12 protein-coding genes and 12 tRNA genes are annotated in these 14,029 nt (G+C 67.2%); 19 read left to right on the top strand and 5 right to left on the bottom strand.

What is annotated here, in order from left to right; genetic code table 11:
- Positions 1–9 precede the first annotated feature (9 nt).
- A complete protein-coding gene (locus tag H289_RS0103120) occupies positions 10–1,230 on the top strand; it encodes an MFS transporter (protein ID WP_051128365.1) in 1,221 nt (406 codons plus the stop codon).
- A gap of 44 nt (positions 1,231–1,274) precedes the next feature.
- A complete protein-coding gene (locus H289_RS0103115) occupies positions 1,275–2,564 on the top strand; it encodes an acyltransferase family protein (protein WP_020099289.1) in 1,290 nt (429 codons plus the stop codon).
- Between the two features lie 147 nt (positions 2,565–2,711).
- On the opposite strand, the gene H289_RS0103110 is transcribed toward H289_RS0103115, so the two are convergent.
- Both H289_RS0103110 and H289_RS0103105 read right to left on the bottom strand, forming a co-directional pair.
- On the bottom strand, positions 2,712–2,900 hold the full coding sequence (locus H289_RS0103110; protein ID WP_020099288.1) for a DUF5302 domain-containing protein: 189 nt from the start codon (positions 2,898–2,900) through the stop codon (positions 2,712–2,714).
- Between the two features lie 18 nt (positions 2,901–2,918).
- Positions 2,919–3,362 (bottom strand): PPOX class F420-dependent oxidoreductase, encoded by a 444-nt coding sequence (locus tag H289_RS0103105; RefSeq protein ID WP_020099287.1) that lies wholly within the window; start codon positions 3,360–3,362, stop codon positions 2,919–2,921.
- Between the two features lie 54 nt (positions 3,363–3,416).
- Between H289_RS0103105 and H289_RS0103100 the strand changes: the two genes are divergently transcribed.
- A complete protein-coding gene (locus tag H289_RS0103100; RefSeq protein ID WP_020099286.1) occupies positions 3,417–3,941 on the top strand; it encodes a DUF1697 domain-containing protein in 525 nt (174 codons plus the stop codon).
- A gap of 63 nt (positions 3,942–4,004) precedes the next feature.
- The gene (locus H289_RS0103095; RefSeq protein ID WP_036420053.1) at positions 4,005–5,276 is read left to right on the top strand and encodes a uracil-xanthine permease family protein; all 1,272 of its coding nucleotides are present in this window, start codon (positions 4,005–4,007) and stop codon (positions 5,274–5,276) included.
- On the opposite strand, the gene H289_RS0103090 is transcribed toward H289_RS0103095, so the two are convergent.
- A complete protein-coding gene (locus H289_RS0103090; RefSeq protein WP_020099284.1) occupies positions 5,249–8,392 on the bottom strand; it encodes a bifunctional cytochrome P450/NADPH--P450 reductase in 3,144 nt (1,047 codons plus the stop codon). The genes H289_RS0103095 and H289_RS0103090 overlap by 28 nt on opposite strands.
- A gap of 34 nt (positions 8,393–8,426) precedes the next feature.
- On the bottom strand, positions 8,427–9,932 hold the full coding sequence (locus H289_RS0103085; RefSeq protein ID WP_020099283.1) for a flavin-containing monooxygenase: 1,506 nt from the start codon (positions 9,930–9,932) through the stop codon (positions 8,427–8,429).
- A gap of 131 nt (positions 9,933–10,063) precedes the next feature.
- On the opposite strand from H289_RS0103085, the gene H289_RS0103080 reads away from it, so the two are divergent.
- The 15 genes from H289_RS0103080 (at position 10,064) to H289_RS0103015 (ending at position 13,487) form a co-directional block, all read left to right on the top strand.
- Positions 10,064–11,260, top strand: a complete 1,197-nt coding sequence (locus H289_RS0103080; protein WP_036419955.1) for a PucR family transcriptional regulator — start codon at positions 10,064–10,066, stop codon at positions 11,258–11,260.
- Positions 11,261–11,320: 60 nt separating this feature from the next.
- Positions 11,321–11,584 (top strand): hypothetical protein, encoded by a 264-nt coding sequence (locus tag H289_RS0103075; protein WP_020099281.1) that lies wholly within the window; start codon positions 11,321–11,323, stop codon positions 11,582–11,584.
- 182 nt (positions 11,585–11,766) lie between these two features.
- Positions 11,767–11,856: transfer RNA gene (locus H289_RS0103070), tRNA-Leu, on the top strand.
- A 5-nt stretch (positions 11,857–11,861) separates the two neighbouring features.
- A tRNA-Leu gene (locus tag H289_RS0103065) sits at positions 11,862–11,935 on the top strand.
- 80 nt (positions 11,936–12,015) lie between these two features.
- Positions 12,016–12,087, top strand: a tRNA-Lys gene (locus H289_RS0103060).
- Between the two features lie 58 nt (positions 12,088–12,145).
- On the top strand, positions 12,146–12,640 hold the full coding sequence (locus H289_RS0103055; protein ID WP_051128364.1) for an HNH endonuclease: 495 nt from the start codon (positions 12,146–12,148) through the stop codon (positions 12,638–12,640).
- A gap of 58 nt (positions 12,641–12,698) precedes the next feature.
- Positions 12,699–12,774, top strand: a tRNA-Asn gene (locus H289_RS0103050).
- A gap of 1 nt (position 12,775) precedes the next feature.
- Positions 12,776–12,859 (top strand) — tRNA-Tyr (locus tag H289_RS0103045).
- A 4-nt stretch (positions 12,860–12,863) separates the two neighbouring features.
- A tRNA-Gln gene (locus tag H289_RS0103040) sits at positions 12,864–12,935 on the top strand.
- 5 nt (positions 12,936–12,940) lie between these two features.
- Positions 12,941–13,025, top strand: a tRNA-Ser gene (locus tag H289_RS32780).
- 2 nt (positions 13,026–13,027) lie between these two features.
- Positions 13,028–13,104: transfer RNA gene (locus tag H289_RS0103035), tRNA-His, on the top strand.
- A gap of 60 nt (positions 13,105–13,164) precedes the next feature.
- A tRNA-Ile gene (locus H289_RS0103030) sits at positions 13,165–13,241 on the top strand.
- Position 13,242: 1 nt separating this feature from the next.
- Positions 13,243–13,330, top strand: a tRNA-Ser gene (locus H289_RS0103025).
- A 3-nt stretch (positions 13,331–13,333) separates the two neighbouring features.
- Positions 13,334–13,405: transfer RNA gene (locus H289_RS0103020), tRNA-Arg, on the top strand.
- 5 nt (positions 13,406–13,410) lie between these two features.
- Positions 13,411–13,487: transfer RNA gene (locus H289_RS0103015), tRNA-Ile, on the top strand.
- 144 nt (positions 13,488–13,631) lie between these two features.
- Here the strand turns inward: H289_RS0103015 and H289_RS0103010 are convergent.
- Positions 13,632–13,994, bottom strand: a complete 363-nt coding sequence (locus H289_RS0103010) for an Rv1152 family transcriptional regulator (protein ID WP_029104729.1) — start codon at positions 13,992–13,994, stop codon at positions 13,632–13,634.
- Positions 13,995–14,029: the final 35 nt, after the last annotated feature.

Genomic DNA, 14,029 nt, shown 5'->3' with positions numbered 1-14,029 from the left:
CGCCACGGAATGCCAGCGGGTCTTGCCCGTGTTGCCTTACCCGTGCTCCAGACTCGAACCGTGACCTCGCGCCTTGGTTTTCCGCTGCTGGCCTACGCCTTCGCCGCCATCATGTTGGGCACCACGCTGCCGACGCCGATCTACGCGCTGTACGCCCACGAACTGCACTTCGCGGTCCTGACGACGACGGTCATCTTCTCGGCCTACGCCATCGGCGTGCTGGCCGCGCTGCTGCTGTTCGGCCGCTGGTCCGACGCCGTCGGCCGGCGTCCGGTGCTGATCGCGGGTGCGGTGGCCGCCATCGCGAGCGCCGTCGTCTTCCTCTATGCCGACAGCGTGCCGTTGCTGTTGGTGGGACGCCTGCTGTCCGGGCTGTCGGCGGGCATCTTCACCGGTACCGCGACGGCCGCCGTCGTCGAGTCCGTGCCGGAGGAGCGGCGCGAGCAGGCCGCAGCCGGCGCCACGATCGCCAACATCGGCGGACTGGGCGCCGGGCCCGTCGTGGCCGGCCTGCTGGTGCAGTACGCGCCGCACCCGCTGCAACTGCCGTTCCTCGTGCACATCGTGCTGGCCGTGCTGGCCATCGCCGCGGTGTGGCTGGTCCCCGAGACGTCGAACCGCACCGGCCGAATCGGTTTCCAGCGGCTGTCGGTCCCCGCCGAGGTCCGGGCCACCTTCGTCCTCGCGGCCACTGCCGCCTTCGCCGGATTCGCGGTGATGGGCCTGTTCACGGCGGTGGCACCGTCGTTCGTCAGCAGCGTCATCGGCATCGACAACCACGCCGTCGGCGGTGCTGTCGCGGCATCGATCTTCGCCGCCTCCGCCGCCGCGCAACTGGCCGGGCGGCGCCTGCATCCCCCGCGGGCCGTCGCGCTGGGCTGCGCGATCCTGGTCGCGGGGATGGCGATTCTGGCTGTGGCCCTGCAATTTTCATCGCTGGCCGGCCTGCTGGTCGCCGCTGTCGTGGCCGGCATCGGGCAGGGCATCAGCTTCAGCCGGGGCTTGGCGGCCGTCGTGGAAGGCACCGCGACCGAGCGTCGCGCCGAAGTCAGTTCGACGTACTTCGTCGTGGCCTACGTGGCCATCTCGCTGCCGGTTGTCAGCCTGGGCTTCGCCGCGCAGCGGTGGGGTCTGCAGGCGGCCGGGGTCAGCTTCGCCGTCATCATCGCGGTCCTGGCAGCCGTCTGCCTGGCTGCCGTGCTCTGGCAGGAACGCCGCAGGTCAGCCTGATTTGAGTAGCAATACCTAGGGGTCGGGCCCTTACGTTCAAAGGCATGACCACCCGCGTCTTTCCTTCCGCTGCCGAGATCGCGCAGCGCACGCCGGCCGACCGTGACCGCGCCATCGACGTCATCCGCATCGTGTCGCTGGTCGGCGTCGTCGCCGGGCACACCATTATGGCGACCAGCATCATCGACGACGCGGTCTTCCGCTGGGGCAACCTGCTGACCACGTCCGTGGTGTTCCAGGCGCTGACCTGGGTGTTCCAGATCATGCCGCTGTTCTTCTTCGCCGGCGTCGCGGCCTCGGTCGGCTCGTACGGGAGCGGGACGAGCTGGGGCGGATGGCTGCTCAAGCGCTGCACCCGGCTGTACCGGCCGGTGTTCTACTACCTGGCCTTCTGGGCCGCGGCGTTGCTGATCCTCAAGCCGCTGCTGCCGATCCACGTCTACGAACCCGTCGCCGGCATCAGCACGCAGCTGTTGTGGTTCCTGGGTGCCTACGTGCTGGTGCTGGCCGCGGTGCCGCTGCTGGCGCGCATCACGACCCTCGGCCGGCTCATCGCCTCGGTGGCCGGCACCTACGCCATGGTCTCGCTCGTAGACGCCATCCGCATCAACGACCACGCCTGGGCCGCGCTGGGCTACCTGAACTTCGTGGTGTGGCTCATCCCCGGCATGCTCGGGGTGGCGTATCGCCGTGGGCTGCTGACCACCACGGCCGCCCTGCGTGTGGGCCTCGGGATGCTGGCGGTCAACGTGGCGCTGGTCTGGATCGGCCCGTATGAGCTGAGCCTCGTCGGCATCGAGACGCAGCACATCAAGAACATGACGCCGCCGTCGCTGCTGCTGGCCGGCCACGCAATCATGATGTGCGCGTTCGCGATTGCGGCCGCCCCGGCCATCAGCCGCTGGGCCGCCCGACCGCAGGTGTGGCGCCTCGCGGTGATCGGCAACACCGGCGCCATGACGCTGTACCTGTGGCACATGCCCGCCCTGCTCGGCATGCACCTGGCCTTCGACCTCGCGGGCCTGCCCCGCTACCCCGGCCAGCCGCATTTCCTGGTCTTGAGCGTCTATCAGATGACGATCATGGCGGTGCTGGTCGCCGGGCTGTTCCTGCTCCTGCGCCCGCTGGAGAACAACCCGCTGCCGCTGTGGGACGGCGGCCGGGTCTCGGCACCGGGTTGGCGCAGCGCGACCGTCGGCACACTGTTGGTCATCGCCGGCGCCGCCACCCTGGCGTCAGTCGGCTGGGGCCTGAAAGACACCGGCCTGCAGTGTGTTTCGGTGATGCTGGCGGCGCTGCTCGCGGCTCGGCTGCTGGCCCGACAAACGGCGTGACCGATGCCCATGCGGCGCCGGGGCACCGCTCTGAGATGGCCGACATGACTTCGGAACTCGATATCACCGGCGATACCGGGTTCCGAAGTCGTATGGGTCAAGACAGCCGGTGACTGCAGTGACGGCTGCGAACACCGTCACCCGGTACTATCCGCTCTTACGACGGAACTCCCGGCGCCCACCGCCGACCGCGCCGTGCGACTTCGATTGCTTGGCCCCGCCGTCCCGGTGGGCGGTGCCGCCGGCGGAACCGGCCTTCTTACGCTCGAGCGCCTCGCGGAACTTGCGCTTGGTCTCGTCGGACGATGCTGAACCTTCGGCGGAGTTCTCGGCCATGCACGCAGACTAGCGCGTTCAGCGCACGCCCGGAGGCAGCCCGTACAAGTGAGTGATGGGCATGGTGAGTAGGACCCGGCGGTCGGCCACCATCGCCCGGCGATAGTCGTCCCAGTCCGGGTGTTCGCCGGAGATGTTGCGGTATAAGGTAATCAGGCCTTCGACGGTGTCGTCGTCGGGTGCCGCGGCAGGCGGGCTCAGCACCGCGTCTCCCTCGGCCACCGCGTACGCCCACCCGTCGTCGGATCGGACGTAGATCGACGCCCGGGCGTCGCGCCGCAGATTGCGCGTCTTGGCCCGGGGTTCGGTGACCGACACCCCGATGGTGACGGCCCGTGGGTCGAAGTAATAGGACACGTTCGACAACTGCGGTCGACCGTCGCGCTTGATGGTGGCCAGTACGCCCAGCGAATTGTCGCTGATCAGCGCGAGCAGCTTGTCTTCGAAGACCTGACGGGTCATGGGACCCAGCGTACGGGGCAACTGCCTACCATTGGGTGTCATGACGGAGTTCGTATGACGCGCTACTCGGTGTTTCTGCGCGGCGTCAACGTCGGCGGGGTGAATCTGAAGATGGCGGAGGTCGCCGCCGCCTTCCGCGAGGCCGGCTTCGACGATGTCAAGACGCTGCTCGCCAGTGGCAACGTGGTGTTGTCCAGCGCCGCGAAGGCGGCGACGGTGCGCACGAAAGCCGAAGCGGCGCTTCGGGAATCGTTTGGCTACGACGCCTGGGTGCTGGTGTACCCCATCGAGGAACTCCGGACCATCTCGGCGGACTACCCCTTCGAGCGTGAGGTCGACGGCCACCATTCCTACATCACATTCGTCAGTGACCCCGCTGTCCTGGACGAGCTGGCGGCGCTCGAACCGGTGGGCAACGAATTGATCAGCCGCGGTCACGGCGTCCTGTATTGGCAGGTGGCGCGCGGCGACACCCTGAGCAGTGCGATCAGCAAAACCATGGGCAAGAAGCGCTACAAGTCGTCCACCACCACCCGCAATCTTCGGACCGTCGAGAAAGTGCTGGCTGCAGGCGACTAGTTCATCCCGGTCCAAAGGCGCTGACAGACAGCGAAAGTGAACCCGGTCGGGCAGTATGGCCGGATGATTCCGCTCTCCTGGACGCCGGTCGGGCCGGATGCCGCCGTCGTCGGCCCCGATGAACGGCTCAGCTGGCCGCGCACCATCGGTATCGGCGCCCAGCATGTGGTGGCGATGTTCGGGGCCACCTTCCTGGTGCCGGTGCTGACCGGTTTCCCGCCGGCCACGACGCTCTTGTTCTCCGGCATCGGGACGATCGCGTTCCTCCTGATTACCGGAAACCGACTGCCGAGCTATCTCGGCTCGAGCTTCTCGGTGATCGCACCGGTGACCGCCGCGACCGCGGCACACGGAACCGGCAGCGCGCTGGGCGGTCTGATCGCCGTGGGCCTGCTGCTGATCCTGGTCGGCGGGGTGGTGCATCTGGTGGGCACGCACTGGCTGGATGTGACGCTGCCGCCGGTGGTCACCGGCGCGATCGTCGCGCTGATCGGTTTCAATCTGGCGCCGGCGGCGAAACACAATTTCGAGAAGGGGCCGCTGGTCGGGCTGGTGACGCTGGTGCTGTTGGTCGCGACGCTGGCGTTCTTCCGCGGCATCATCGGCCGGCTGGCGATCTTCCTGGCCGTTGTCATCGGCTACCTGCTGGCGCTGGCGCTCGGCGATGTGGACACCGCGGCCATCGCCGCCGCGCCGTGGATCGGGTTACCCGAATTCCACGGTCCGTCATTCAGTCTGGCGGTCCTGCCGATGTTCCTGCCGGCGGTGATCGCGCTGATCGCCGAGAACATCGGGCACGTGAAGTCGGTGGGCCAGATGACCGGGAAGGATCTGGATCCGTTGATGGGCCGGGCGCTGGCGGCCGACGGCGTGGCCACCGTGCTGGCCGGCGCGGGCGGTGGCTCGGCCACCACCACCTACGCCGAGAACATCGGAGTGATGGCCGCGACGCGCATCTATTCGACCGCCGCGTACTGGGTGGCTGCCGCCGTGGCCGTCGCACTGTCGTTGTGCCCCAAGGTCGGTGCCGCTATCTCCGCGATCCCGCCCGGCGTGCTCGGCGGGGCGACCATCGTGCTCTACGGTCTGGTCGGCATCCTCGGGGTGCGAATCTGGCTGACCAACCACGTGGACTTCTCGCAGCCGATCAACCAGATGACCGCCGCCATCCCCCTGATCATCGGCATCGCCGACTTCACCTGGCAGGCCGGACCGTTGACGTTCACCGGCATCGCGCTCGGATCCGTTGCCGCGCTGGTGATCTACCACAGCATGCGCGGACTGATCGCCCTTCGCGGCAGGACGAGTCAGCCTGCCCAGACGTCCTCGACGTAGCGGTCGGTGTTGACCAGGCCGGCCAGCCAGGCGCGGGCGGCGTCGTCGTCGGCGCCGGTCTTGCTGCGGTAGATGTCCTGGAACGCCGCGCGCACCGCGGGGGCCATCCGGGCACCGTCGCCGCATACATAGACGTGGGTGTCGTTGTCCGGGTTTCCGAGCATGTCCCAGACCTCGTCGGCGTCCGCGGCGATCCGGTCCTGCACGTACTTGACCTCATCACCGGCCCGCGAGAACGCCGGCCGCATCCGCACGACGCCGAGACGTTCCGCGTCCTCGGCCTCGTCGCGGAACAGGTAGTCCACGTCGGGGTGCCGCACGCCGAAGAAGCACAGCGCGGCGGTGAACGGCTCCCCGGCTTCCAGCGCGCCGAGCCGGTCTCCGATGAATCCCCGGAATGGGGCCACACCCGTCCCGGCGCTGACCAGGATGACGTTGCGCATCGGATCGGCACCAGCACGGAAGGCCTGCCGAGCCGGATCGACCCGCATCCGGATCTGCTGTCCCGGAACAGCATCCGCGAGATAGCTGGATGAGACGCCGCGGAAGACACCGGAGCCCGACCGGGCCGGCCCTTCCAGCACCCCGACGACCAACTCGACTTCCCGGGCCCGGCGGCGCGACGAGGTGGCGATCGAATAGTGCCGCGGGGACATGGGTTCGAAGAGCTCCAACAACTCTTGGCGGCTCAGCTTGGTGGCCGGGAACTCCGCCAGGCAGTCGGTGATGCTCAGCGCGCGGGACTCGGGGTCGTCGGCCAGGGCGGTCAGCGCGGCCCGTTCCGGTGGACACGGGTTGGCGGCAGCGAGCCGCAGCAGCTGACTGCGGGTCGCCGGCTTGCGGAGTTCGAGGAAGTGCGTAAGCAGTTCGCGCACAGTGACTTCCCGGTCGATCGGGATGGCCCGCCGCGTACTGCGCCGTGGATTGATCGAGATGCGGCGATCGAGGCGCAGATCCAGCAGCTCACCGACCTCGTCCACCAGGGCGGGGCTGTTGTCCGGCAATACGGTCAGGTGGTCGCCGGTCTGGTAGTCGACGCCGTCGGGCAGCGCGATCCGGATCAGCCTCTTGTCCTGTCCGAATTCGGACCCGGTGTCCACCAACGGAATGTTGTCCAGCACCGTCGCCGGCTGGACTTGATGGCGGGCATCGATCGCGGCCGTGACCGGCCCGTCGATGGCACGCAGATCGTAGAGCGACTCGTCGGCCACAGGCTCGTCGGCGACGAGGGCGCCGAAGACACCGCCGAGCGCATTCCACAGTGCCACCGAGAAATCCTCCACCACACCGGCGAAGTCGCCCGAGGTGTCGGCTTCGGCCATCGGAAGCAGTTGTGTGGCACCGAGTTCCGCGAGCCGGGCGTCGATCCGTCGTGGTATCGCCATGTACGTCTCGGCCCAGTTGCGATCTCCGACACCGAGAACCGCGTACGGCACCGCCGGTACCTGATCCGTCGATCCATCCAGCCAGTCCACGAAGGCCCGGGCATCGTCGGTCGGCATCCCGTTGTACGACGCCGCGACGATCACCACCGCACCCTGGTCCGGCAGTGCCGCGGTTGCGGAATCCAGTGCGGCGACGGTCGTTTCATATCCGAGGTCGACGGCCTCATCACCGAGTTGCTGCGCCAACGACCGGCAGTTTCCGAGGTTCGAACCATGCAGCACAAGCAGTTTCGTGCCCGGCGGCACCGCCGCACGGGACTGCGTCACCGGCGCGGCCGCGACGGCCGCCGGAGCCTGCCGCCGCTCCTCCGGGGTGCGGCGGATGAGCTGCACGTGAAAGCCCTCCGGCTTGCGCAACACGTCGCTGTGGGTACGCAAGGTGTAGTGCCCGACGTCGACGAACCGGTAGCGGTGCACCAGGGTCGCGATCGCCATGGTCGCTTCGTGCAGCGCGAACTGACGGCCGATGCACGACCGCGCGCCGGTGCCGAACGGCTTGAACAGGTTGACCGGCCGCTGCCCGGCCCGGTCGGGGCCGAACCGGTCCGGATCGAAGATCTCGACGTTGTCGCCCCACTCCGGTTGCCGATGCAGCGACGACGTCAGCACCGTCACGGCTTCACCCTGCCGCACCGGATACTGGCCACCGATGACGGTATCTGCCAAGGCCATTCGATCGAATTCCCGCACCGGAGGGGACAGACGCAGCGCTTCGTCGATGATCTGGCGAATGTAGGTGAGCTTGCCGATCTCGTCGAACGCCGGCACATGGTCGTCGTCGGGGCCGAACACCGCGTCCGCCTCGGCTTGCGCCCGGTGCAGCACCGCCGGGTTCTTGACGATGCTGTACAGCGCCGTCGGCATCAGGATCGACGTCGTGTCCTGGCCGGCGACCAGGAACGTGGCGATCTGGTTGCGGATGCTGTTGTCGTCCAGGATCGGCTTGCCGTCCGGACCGGGCTGCAGCATCAGGGCCAGGAGGTCGTCGAGGTCCACCTCCCCCGCGCGATGCCGGCCGATGAGGTCGGTGATGAAGCTGAACAGCTTGCCGCGCTCGGTCTCGAACATCGCCTGGTCGGCGTTGGGTCCGAGCAGGACCTGGTTCAGCGTGGCCGCGAAACTCGCTGGGATGTCGGCGAGCCCTTCGTGCTGGTAGGAGTCGAAGCGGGCCCCGAAGCCGGCCAGGCCGACGGTGTCCATGGCCAGCTTGGCGAGGTCCCCCGCGACGTCGACGGTACGGGTGCCGACGGCCGCGTCCCACTGCGCGAGGAGCTGCCGGTTGATGTCCAGCATGGCCGGGTGGTAGCTGCGCAGGCCGCTGAAGCTGAAGCCGGGGATCAGGACGTTGTGGGCTTCCTGCCAGCCTTCCTCGCCGGGGTAGGCGGTGAAGAGTCCGTTGCCGACCACGGGACGGAACCGGGCCAACCGGCCCGTCAGCGCTTTGGTGAACCGGGTCTCGTCGCAGAGCTCGTCGACCAGGGCCAGCGAGCACGCATAGAGCCGCCTGCCGGGCCCGAGGTCGGCGTAGAACAGCGGGCCGTACTGCTCGGTGAGCAGATCCAGCGGCAACGAATACGGCCGCCCGGGCACCGGCCCGGGCGGCAACTCGACACCGACAGCCGAAGGGACACCGGGAATCTCGGGCGGCACCGCTGGCGAGAAGCTCTCCATTCACGCCAGCGTAAACGGCCGCCCTGAGTGCCGATCAGGAAACCGGCACGACCTCCCGGGTTTTCGTGGGTGCGACGGCCGAGAACCGCAGGTTCGGGTCCGTGACTGTCCCGTGCCGCAGCACCTCGCGGTCGAAGTTGTAGTTCATCGACATCACCCAGGGGCCCTCCGCGCCCTGCCGGGGCAGGGTGTCTGCCACCCGCTGCACGTATCCCGCCGCGAAGTCCAGCAGGGGCTTGGTCTCCATGCCCGCATCGTCGAACTCCGGCCGGACGCTGTCGAATCCGTTTTCGTCCATGTGGCGCAGCAGCCGGCAGAAGTGCTCGCACAGCAGGCCGACCTTGAGTGTCCACGACGAGTTGGTGTAGCCGAAGGCGAAGGCGAAATTCGGCACACCCGACAGCATGATGCCCTTGTAGGCGACGGTGTCAGACGGCCTCACCGCCCGCCCGTCGACGGTCAGCGTCATCCCGCCGAACATCTGGACGTTCAAACCCGTTGCGGTGACGATGATGTCGGCGTCCAGGTGCTGTCCGGACTCCAGCTCGATGCCGGTCTCGGTGAAGGTCGCGATCCGGTCGGTGACCACCGTGGCCTTGCCGCTGCCGATCGCCTTGAACAAGTCGGCGTCGGGCACCGTGCACAGGCGCTGATCCCACGGCTTGTAGTCGGGGCTGAAGTGGGTGTCGACGGGGTAGCCCGCGGGCAGCTCGCGGGCGTTGGTCCAGCGGATCACCCGCCGGGCGGCGGCCGGGTACTTCTGGCACAGGGTGTACACCGCGCGCTGCCGAATGACGTTTTTCCGCCGGGCCAACGCGTAGCCCCGGTCGGCGCCGAGCACGCGGCCGGCCACGTTGGCGAAGGCGTCCTTGGACGGGACGGGAAGGATGTAGGTCGGCGAACGCTGCAACATGGTGACGTGCGCGGCCTTGGCCGCCATCGACGGCACCAGCGTCACCGCGGTCGCGCCGCTGCCGATGATGACGACCTTCTTGCCGGTGTAATCCAGGTCTTCGGGCCAGTGCTGTGGGTGTACGACCTGGCCGGTGAACCGGTCGCGACCCGGAAACTGCGGCGTGAAGCCCTTGTCGTAGCGGTAGTAGCCACCGGCGCAGAACAGCCAGTTGGCGGAGATTTGCACCAGCTCGTCGGTGTCGGTGCGCTCGACGTCGACGAGCCACCGCGCGGTGGTGCTGTCCCACGCGGCGCCGAGGACCTTGTGGTGGAACCGGATGTTGCGGTCAATGTTGTTCTCGCGGACCGTCTCGCGCAGGTAGGCGAGGATCTTGTCGGCGGAGGCTATGGCATCCTCGTCGCGCCACGGCTTGAACTCGTAACCAAAGGTGTGCAGGTCGGAGTCGGAGCGAATGCCGGGGTACCGGAACAGGTCCCAGGTGCCGCCGGTCGCGCCGCGGGATTCCAGGATGGTGTACGACCGCCCAGGATGTTCCTGCTGCAGGTAGTAGGCGGCGCCGATGCCGGAGATGCCGGCGCCGACGATCAGCACGTCGACCTGGGTTGTGTTGGCGGTGTGCTCCATTGCGAACTCCCTGTTGGCGGTGATGGGGTTGGCAATAATGGTGGCGCGCGGCGAGCTCCGGCTGAAGGTCAAAACGTCTCAGTTTTCGCCGCCTGCGGTGCAGAATGCACCATAGGCGATACGCTCAGCCCATGGACGGGGCGCAGCCATCACCGCAGGTACGAGACCTGATTCGACAGTGCGCCCAGGTGGTCGTCAATGCCCCTGCAGCATGGCTCGAAGAACTCGACCGCGCCGTGCTGGGCGCCAATCCGGCCATCGCGTCCGATCCCGAGCTGGCCGGGGCCGTCAGCCGGAGCAACCGCTCGAACCTGTTGTTCTGGGGTGCGGCCAACGTGCGCGATCCCGGCGCACCGGTACCGCCCAACGCCGGCGCCGAGCCGATGAGCGTCGCCAGAGAAATGGTCCGTCGCGGCGTCGACTCGTACACCTTGGACGCCTACCGGGTCGGCGAAGGTGTGGCATGGCGACGCCTGATGGACATCGCCTTCGAACTGACCTCCGACCCCGTCGACCTGCACGCGATGCTCGACGTCTGCTCACAGTCGATCAGCGACTTCATCGAGGCCACCCTGGCGGCCATCGCCGCCCAGATCGAACTCGAGCGCGACGAGCTCACGCGCGGTAGCCACGCCGAGCGGCGTGCGACGGTCGCACTGCTCCTTGAAGGCGCCCCGATCCCCCGTCAACGCGCCGAAAGCCGGCTGGCTTACGGACTCGGCGGCACCCACACCGCCGCCGTCATCTGGACCAACAACCCGAACGGCGACCTGTCCCAATTGGACCGGGCCGCTGAGGCTTTCGGGCAAGCAGCCGGCGCCCGACCACTCAGCGTCCTGGCCAGTAGCGCCACGCGGTGGGTGTGGGCACCCGGCGCCGTCGACGTCGACGCCGTGGCGTCAGCCGCCGGCCCCGAAGTGCGCGTCGCGATCGGTTCGACCGGCGCCGGGGTCGACGGGTTCCGGCGCAGCCACTTCGACGCCATCACCACCCAGCAGATGATGGCGCGGCTGCACTCGCCCCAGCAGATCGCCGAGTACACCGATATCGAACTCGTGGCACTGCTCACCGCGGACGCCGACCGCGCGGCGGTGTTCGTCAAACGCGTCCTCGGTGAGCTCGAGACCGCGAGTCCCGAATTGCGTTCCGCGGTGCGCGCGTTCGTCCGCGAGCAGTGCAACGTGTCCCGCGCCGCGGCCAAGCTCTTCACGCATCGCAACACCTTGCTGCGCCGGCTGGCCCGTGCCGACGAACTGCTGCCGCGCCCCCTCGCCGACAACAGCGTCGAAGTCGGCGTCGCGCTCGACGTGTTGCACTGGCGCGGTTGAGGTTTCACCGCCGGAAATAACCACTCGGTTTTGTCGCCCGGCGCTGTTACCGTTGATTCCGTGGCTTTTCTGCATGACGACCAGCTCGCCGAGGTGTCTTCGACGCCGACGGCGGCTTTGTCGTACGCAGGCACCGTCAGCTCCATAGCCCGGCACGAATCGAGTGAGCAGAGCAGCATCCTCTGGCAGCCCATGCGCTTCCGGTCATTCCGCCGTACTTCCGCCGCGCATGCCGGCGTGCGCGGCGGCCGGAAGCTCGGGCCAGAAGACAACTCTCACAAATTCCACAATCTTGCAGTTTTCGCTGACAGGAACGTCGCCTGACATTCCTGTAGTTCAGTGCACCCAATTACGTTGCACGGCAACAGGTTAACGGAAATTTATCACTGGACAGCATCGGGTTCGGTGCGCATCATTGATCACACGCCGGATCGATCCGGACATGCAGTGCGGTACGAATCACCCTGCACTGTAAGAACTTTGAGAACTCCATAGTGTTGGCATTCGCGCTCGTGGCGAAAACTTCGGCAGACGCGCCCGACTCAAACCCGGGTGCCGGTAGCCCCGGCGTGCAGGTTCAAGTCCTGCCGAGCGCACGCATGCCCCGCTGGCCCAACTGGAAGAGGCACTGGATTTAGGTTCCAGGTGTTGGGGGTTCGAATCCCTCGCGGGGCACAACGGGTCGCTGGTGAAAACCAGTATCACTCTTAGCTTTTACCCATGAATTCCGGGTTCGAGCCCCGGGCGACCCACATGCGCCGTTAGCTGAGTTGGGATAGCACCAGACTCTTAATCTGGAGACGGGGGATCGAAACCCTCACGGCGTACGTTGCTTTCACCGCCAACCACTTGTCCGCAAGATCAATCAGAAAGGAGGCACGCGGCATGAGGCATTTCCGACAACACAAGGCCAGTCACCGGGCCGTGGCGGTGTACAACGCCGACTACCGCGTGCTGACCCACGTGACCTGGCAGGAGGCGGTCCGGCTGCTGCTGCGCGGTTCGGTCTACGTGATCGAACGCCACAGCCCGGCCGTGCATGTACACAGCCCCTCTACCGTGATCGAGCTGCCCGCATCCGTCGCGCTGCATCAGTACGTCCATGTGCCGTACCGGCCGCACAACCGGGTCACCCGTGACGGAGTCCTGGCTCGCGACGGCTACACCTGCGGCTATTGCGGTGGCCATGGCGACACGGTGGATCACATCGAGCCGGTGTCGCGAGGCGGGCAAGACACCTGGCTGAACCTCATTGCGGCGTGCGCGCCGTGCAACGGTCGCAAGAGTGACCGCACGCCGGAGGAAGCCGGGATGCGATTGCTCTGGGAGCCCTACGAACCTCGCGATCGGGATCGCTACCGAGTCCCCGAGTTGGTTTGAAACCCGTTGGGCGGGGCGGGAGGTCCGTCAACTCTCGCCCCGCCACGACGAAACATGTTGCCCCGTAGCTCAACTGGCAGAGCATCTCCCTGTTACGGAGTAGGTTGCAGGTTCGACTCCTGCCGGGGTAGCCAAGCGTGCGCGGCGAAGCGGGAGCGTCGCACCTGGCTGTAAACCAGAGGCCTTCAGGCACAGGGGGTTCGAATCCCTCCGCACGCACCGATGACCCGTGGTGTAACCGGTAGCACTGCTGATTTTGGTTCAGCCGGTTCAGGTTCGAATCCTGGCGGGTCAGCTTCAGGAAGACAGCGCGCCGTGGTGGCGCATCCCGTTTCGAAAACGGGCGCGGGGTGAAAGCCCTGGGGTTCGACTCCTCTGTCTTCCGCTGTGTGCGATGCCGAAGCGGTCGAGGCCCCAGGTTGTGATCCTGGGCAAAGCGGGTTCGAGTCCCGTCGCACACCCCAACTTCGACAACGCCGCGGATTGCAGTCACCCACTGACTGCAATCCGCGGCACTAACCCAATGTCCGGTAGCTCAACTGGTCAGAGCGCCGCCCTGATACGGCGGAGGCAGGTGGTTCAAGCCCATCCCGGACAACCACGGAGGCGTGGCAGAACGGTAATGCAGCGGCTTGCTAAGCCGTGGCCGCTGTCCAGCGGTTGTGGGTTCGACTCCCGCCGCCTCCGCCAAATGCCCCTGTAGCTCAACGGAAGAGCACCTGCTTTCGACGCAGATGGCTGGGAGTTCGAATCTCTCCAGGGGCGCGCATGCGCAAGTAGCTCAGTTGGTCAGAGCGCCGTCCTTATAAGACGGATGCCGCGAGTTCAATCCCCGTCCTGCGCACCACCCTCCGGCGGCAGTGCCAGGTCAAAGCCGTCACCAAGGGCTGACAATGTCACGTTTTGCGACAGCTCCCAGCGCGCACCCATGGGAAAGCCCCGCAGCGGTCGAGCGTGCACATTCGGCAGCCCAGACGGATGCTCGCCACGCCTACTCGAACGCCGCGTCCAGATACCGCAGTGCATCGGCTTTCAGCACGCCCAACGCCCGGGCGGTGTCGGCGAAGGCATTGGCCGCGTCCACCATCGCGGCGGCAGCGGGGTCGGCAGCCGCGACGAAAGTCCCTGACCGACCCCGCGTTTCGAGGACGCCGGCGGTCTCGAGCTCGCGGTAGGCCCGGGCGACGGTATTGGCCGCCATTCCCAGCGTGCCGGCCAGGTCACGGACGGTGGGCAGCCGAGTTCCGGCAGGCAGCCGGCCATCGCGAATGGCGTCGATGATCTGCAGCCTCAGCTGGTCGAACAACGGCCCCGCGTGCGGGTCGAGGCGGACCCACTCACCGAAATCGGTCACCAGCCGAGTATGACCGATGACGAGGTGGCCCAGAT

The sequence above is a fragment of the Mycobacterium sp. 360MFTsu5.1 genome, from assembly GCF_000383495.1.
Lineage (GTDB): Bacteria > Actinomycetota > Actinomycetes > Mycobacteriales > Mycobacteriaceae > Mycobacterium > Mycobacterium mucogenicum_B.
The sequence above is the reverse complement of the archived record's forward strand: the minus strand, read 5'-3'. Positions and strand labels throughout refer to the sequence as shown.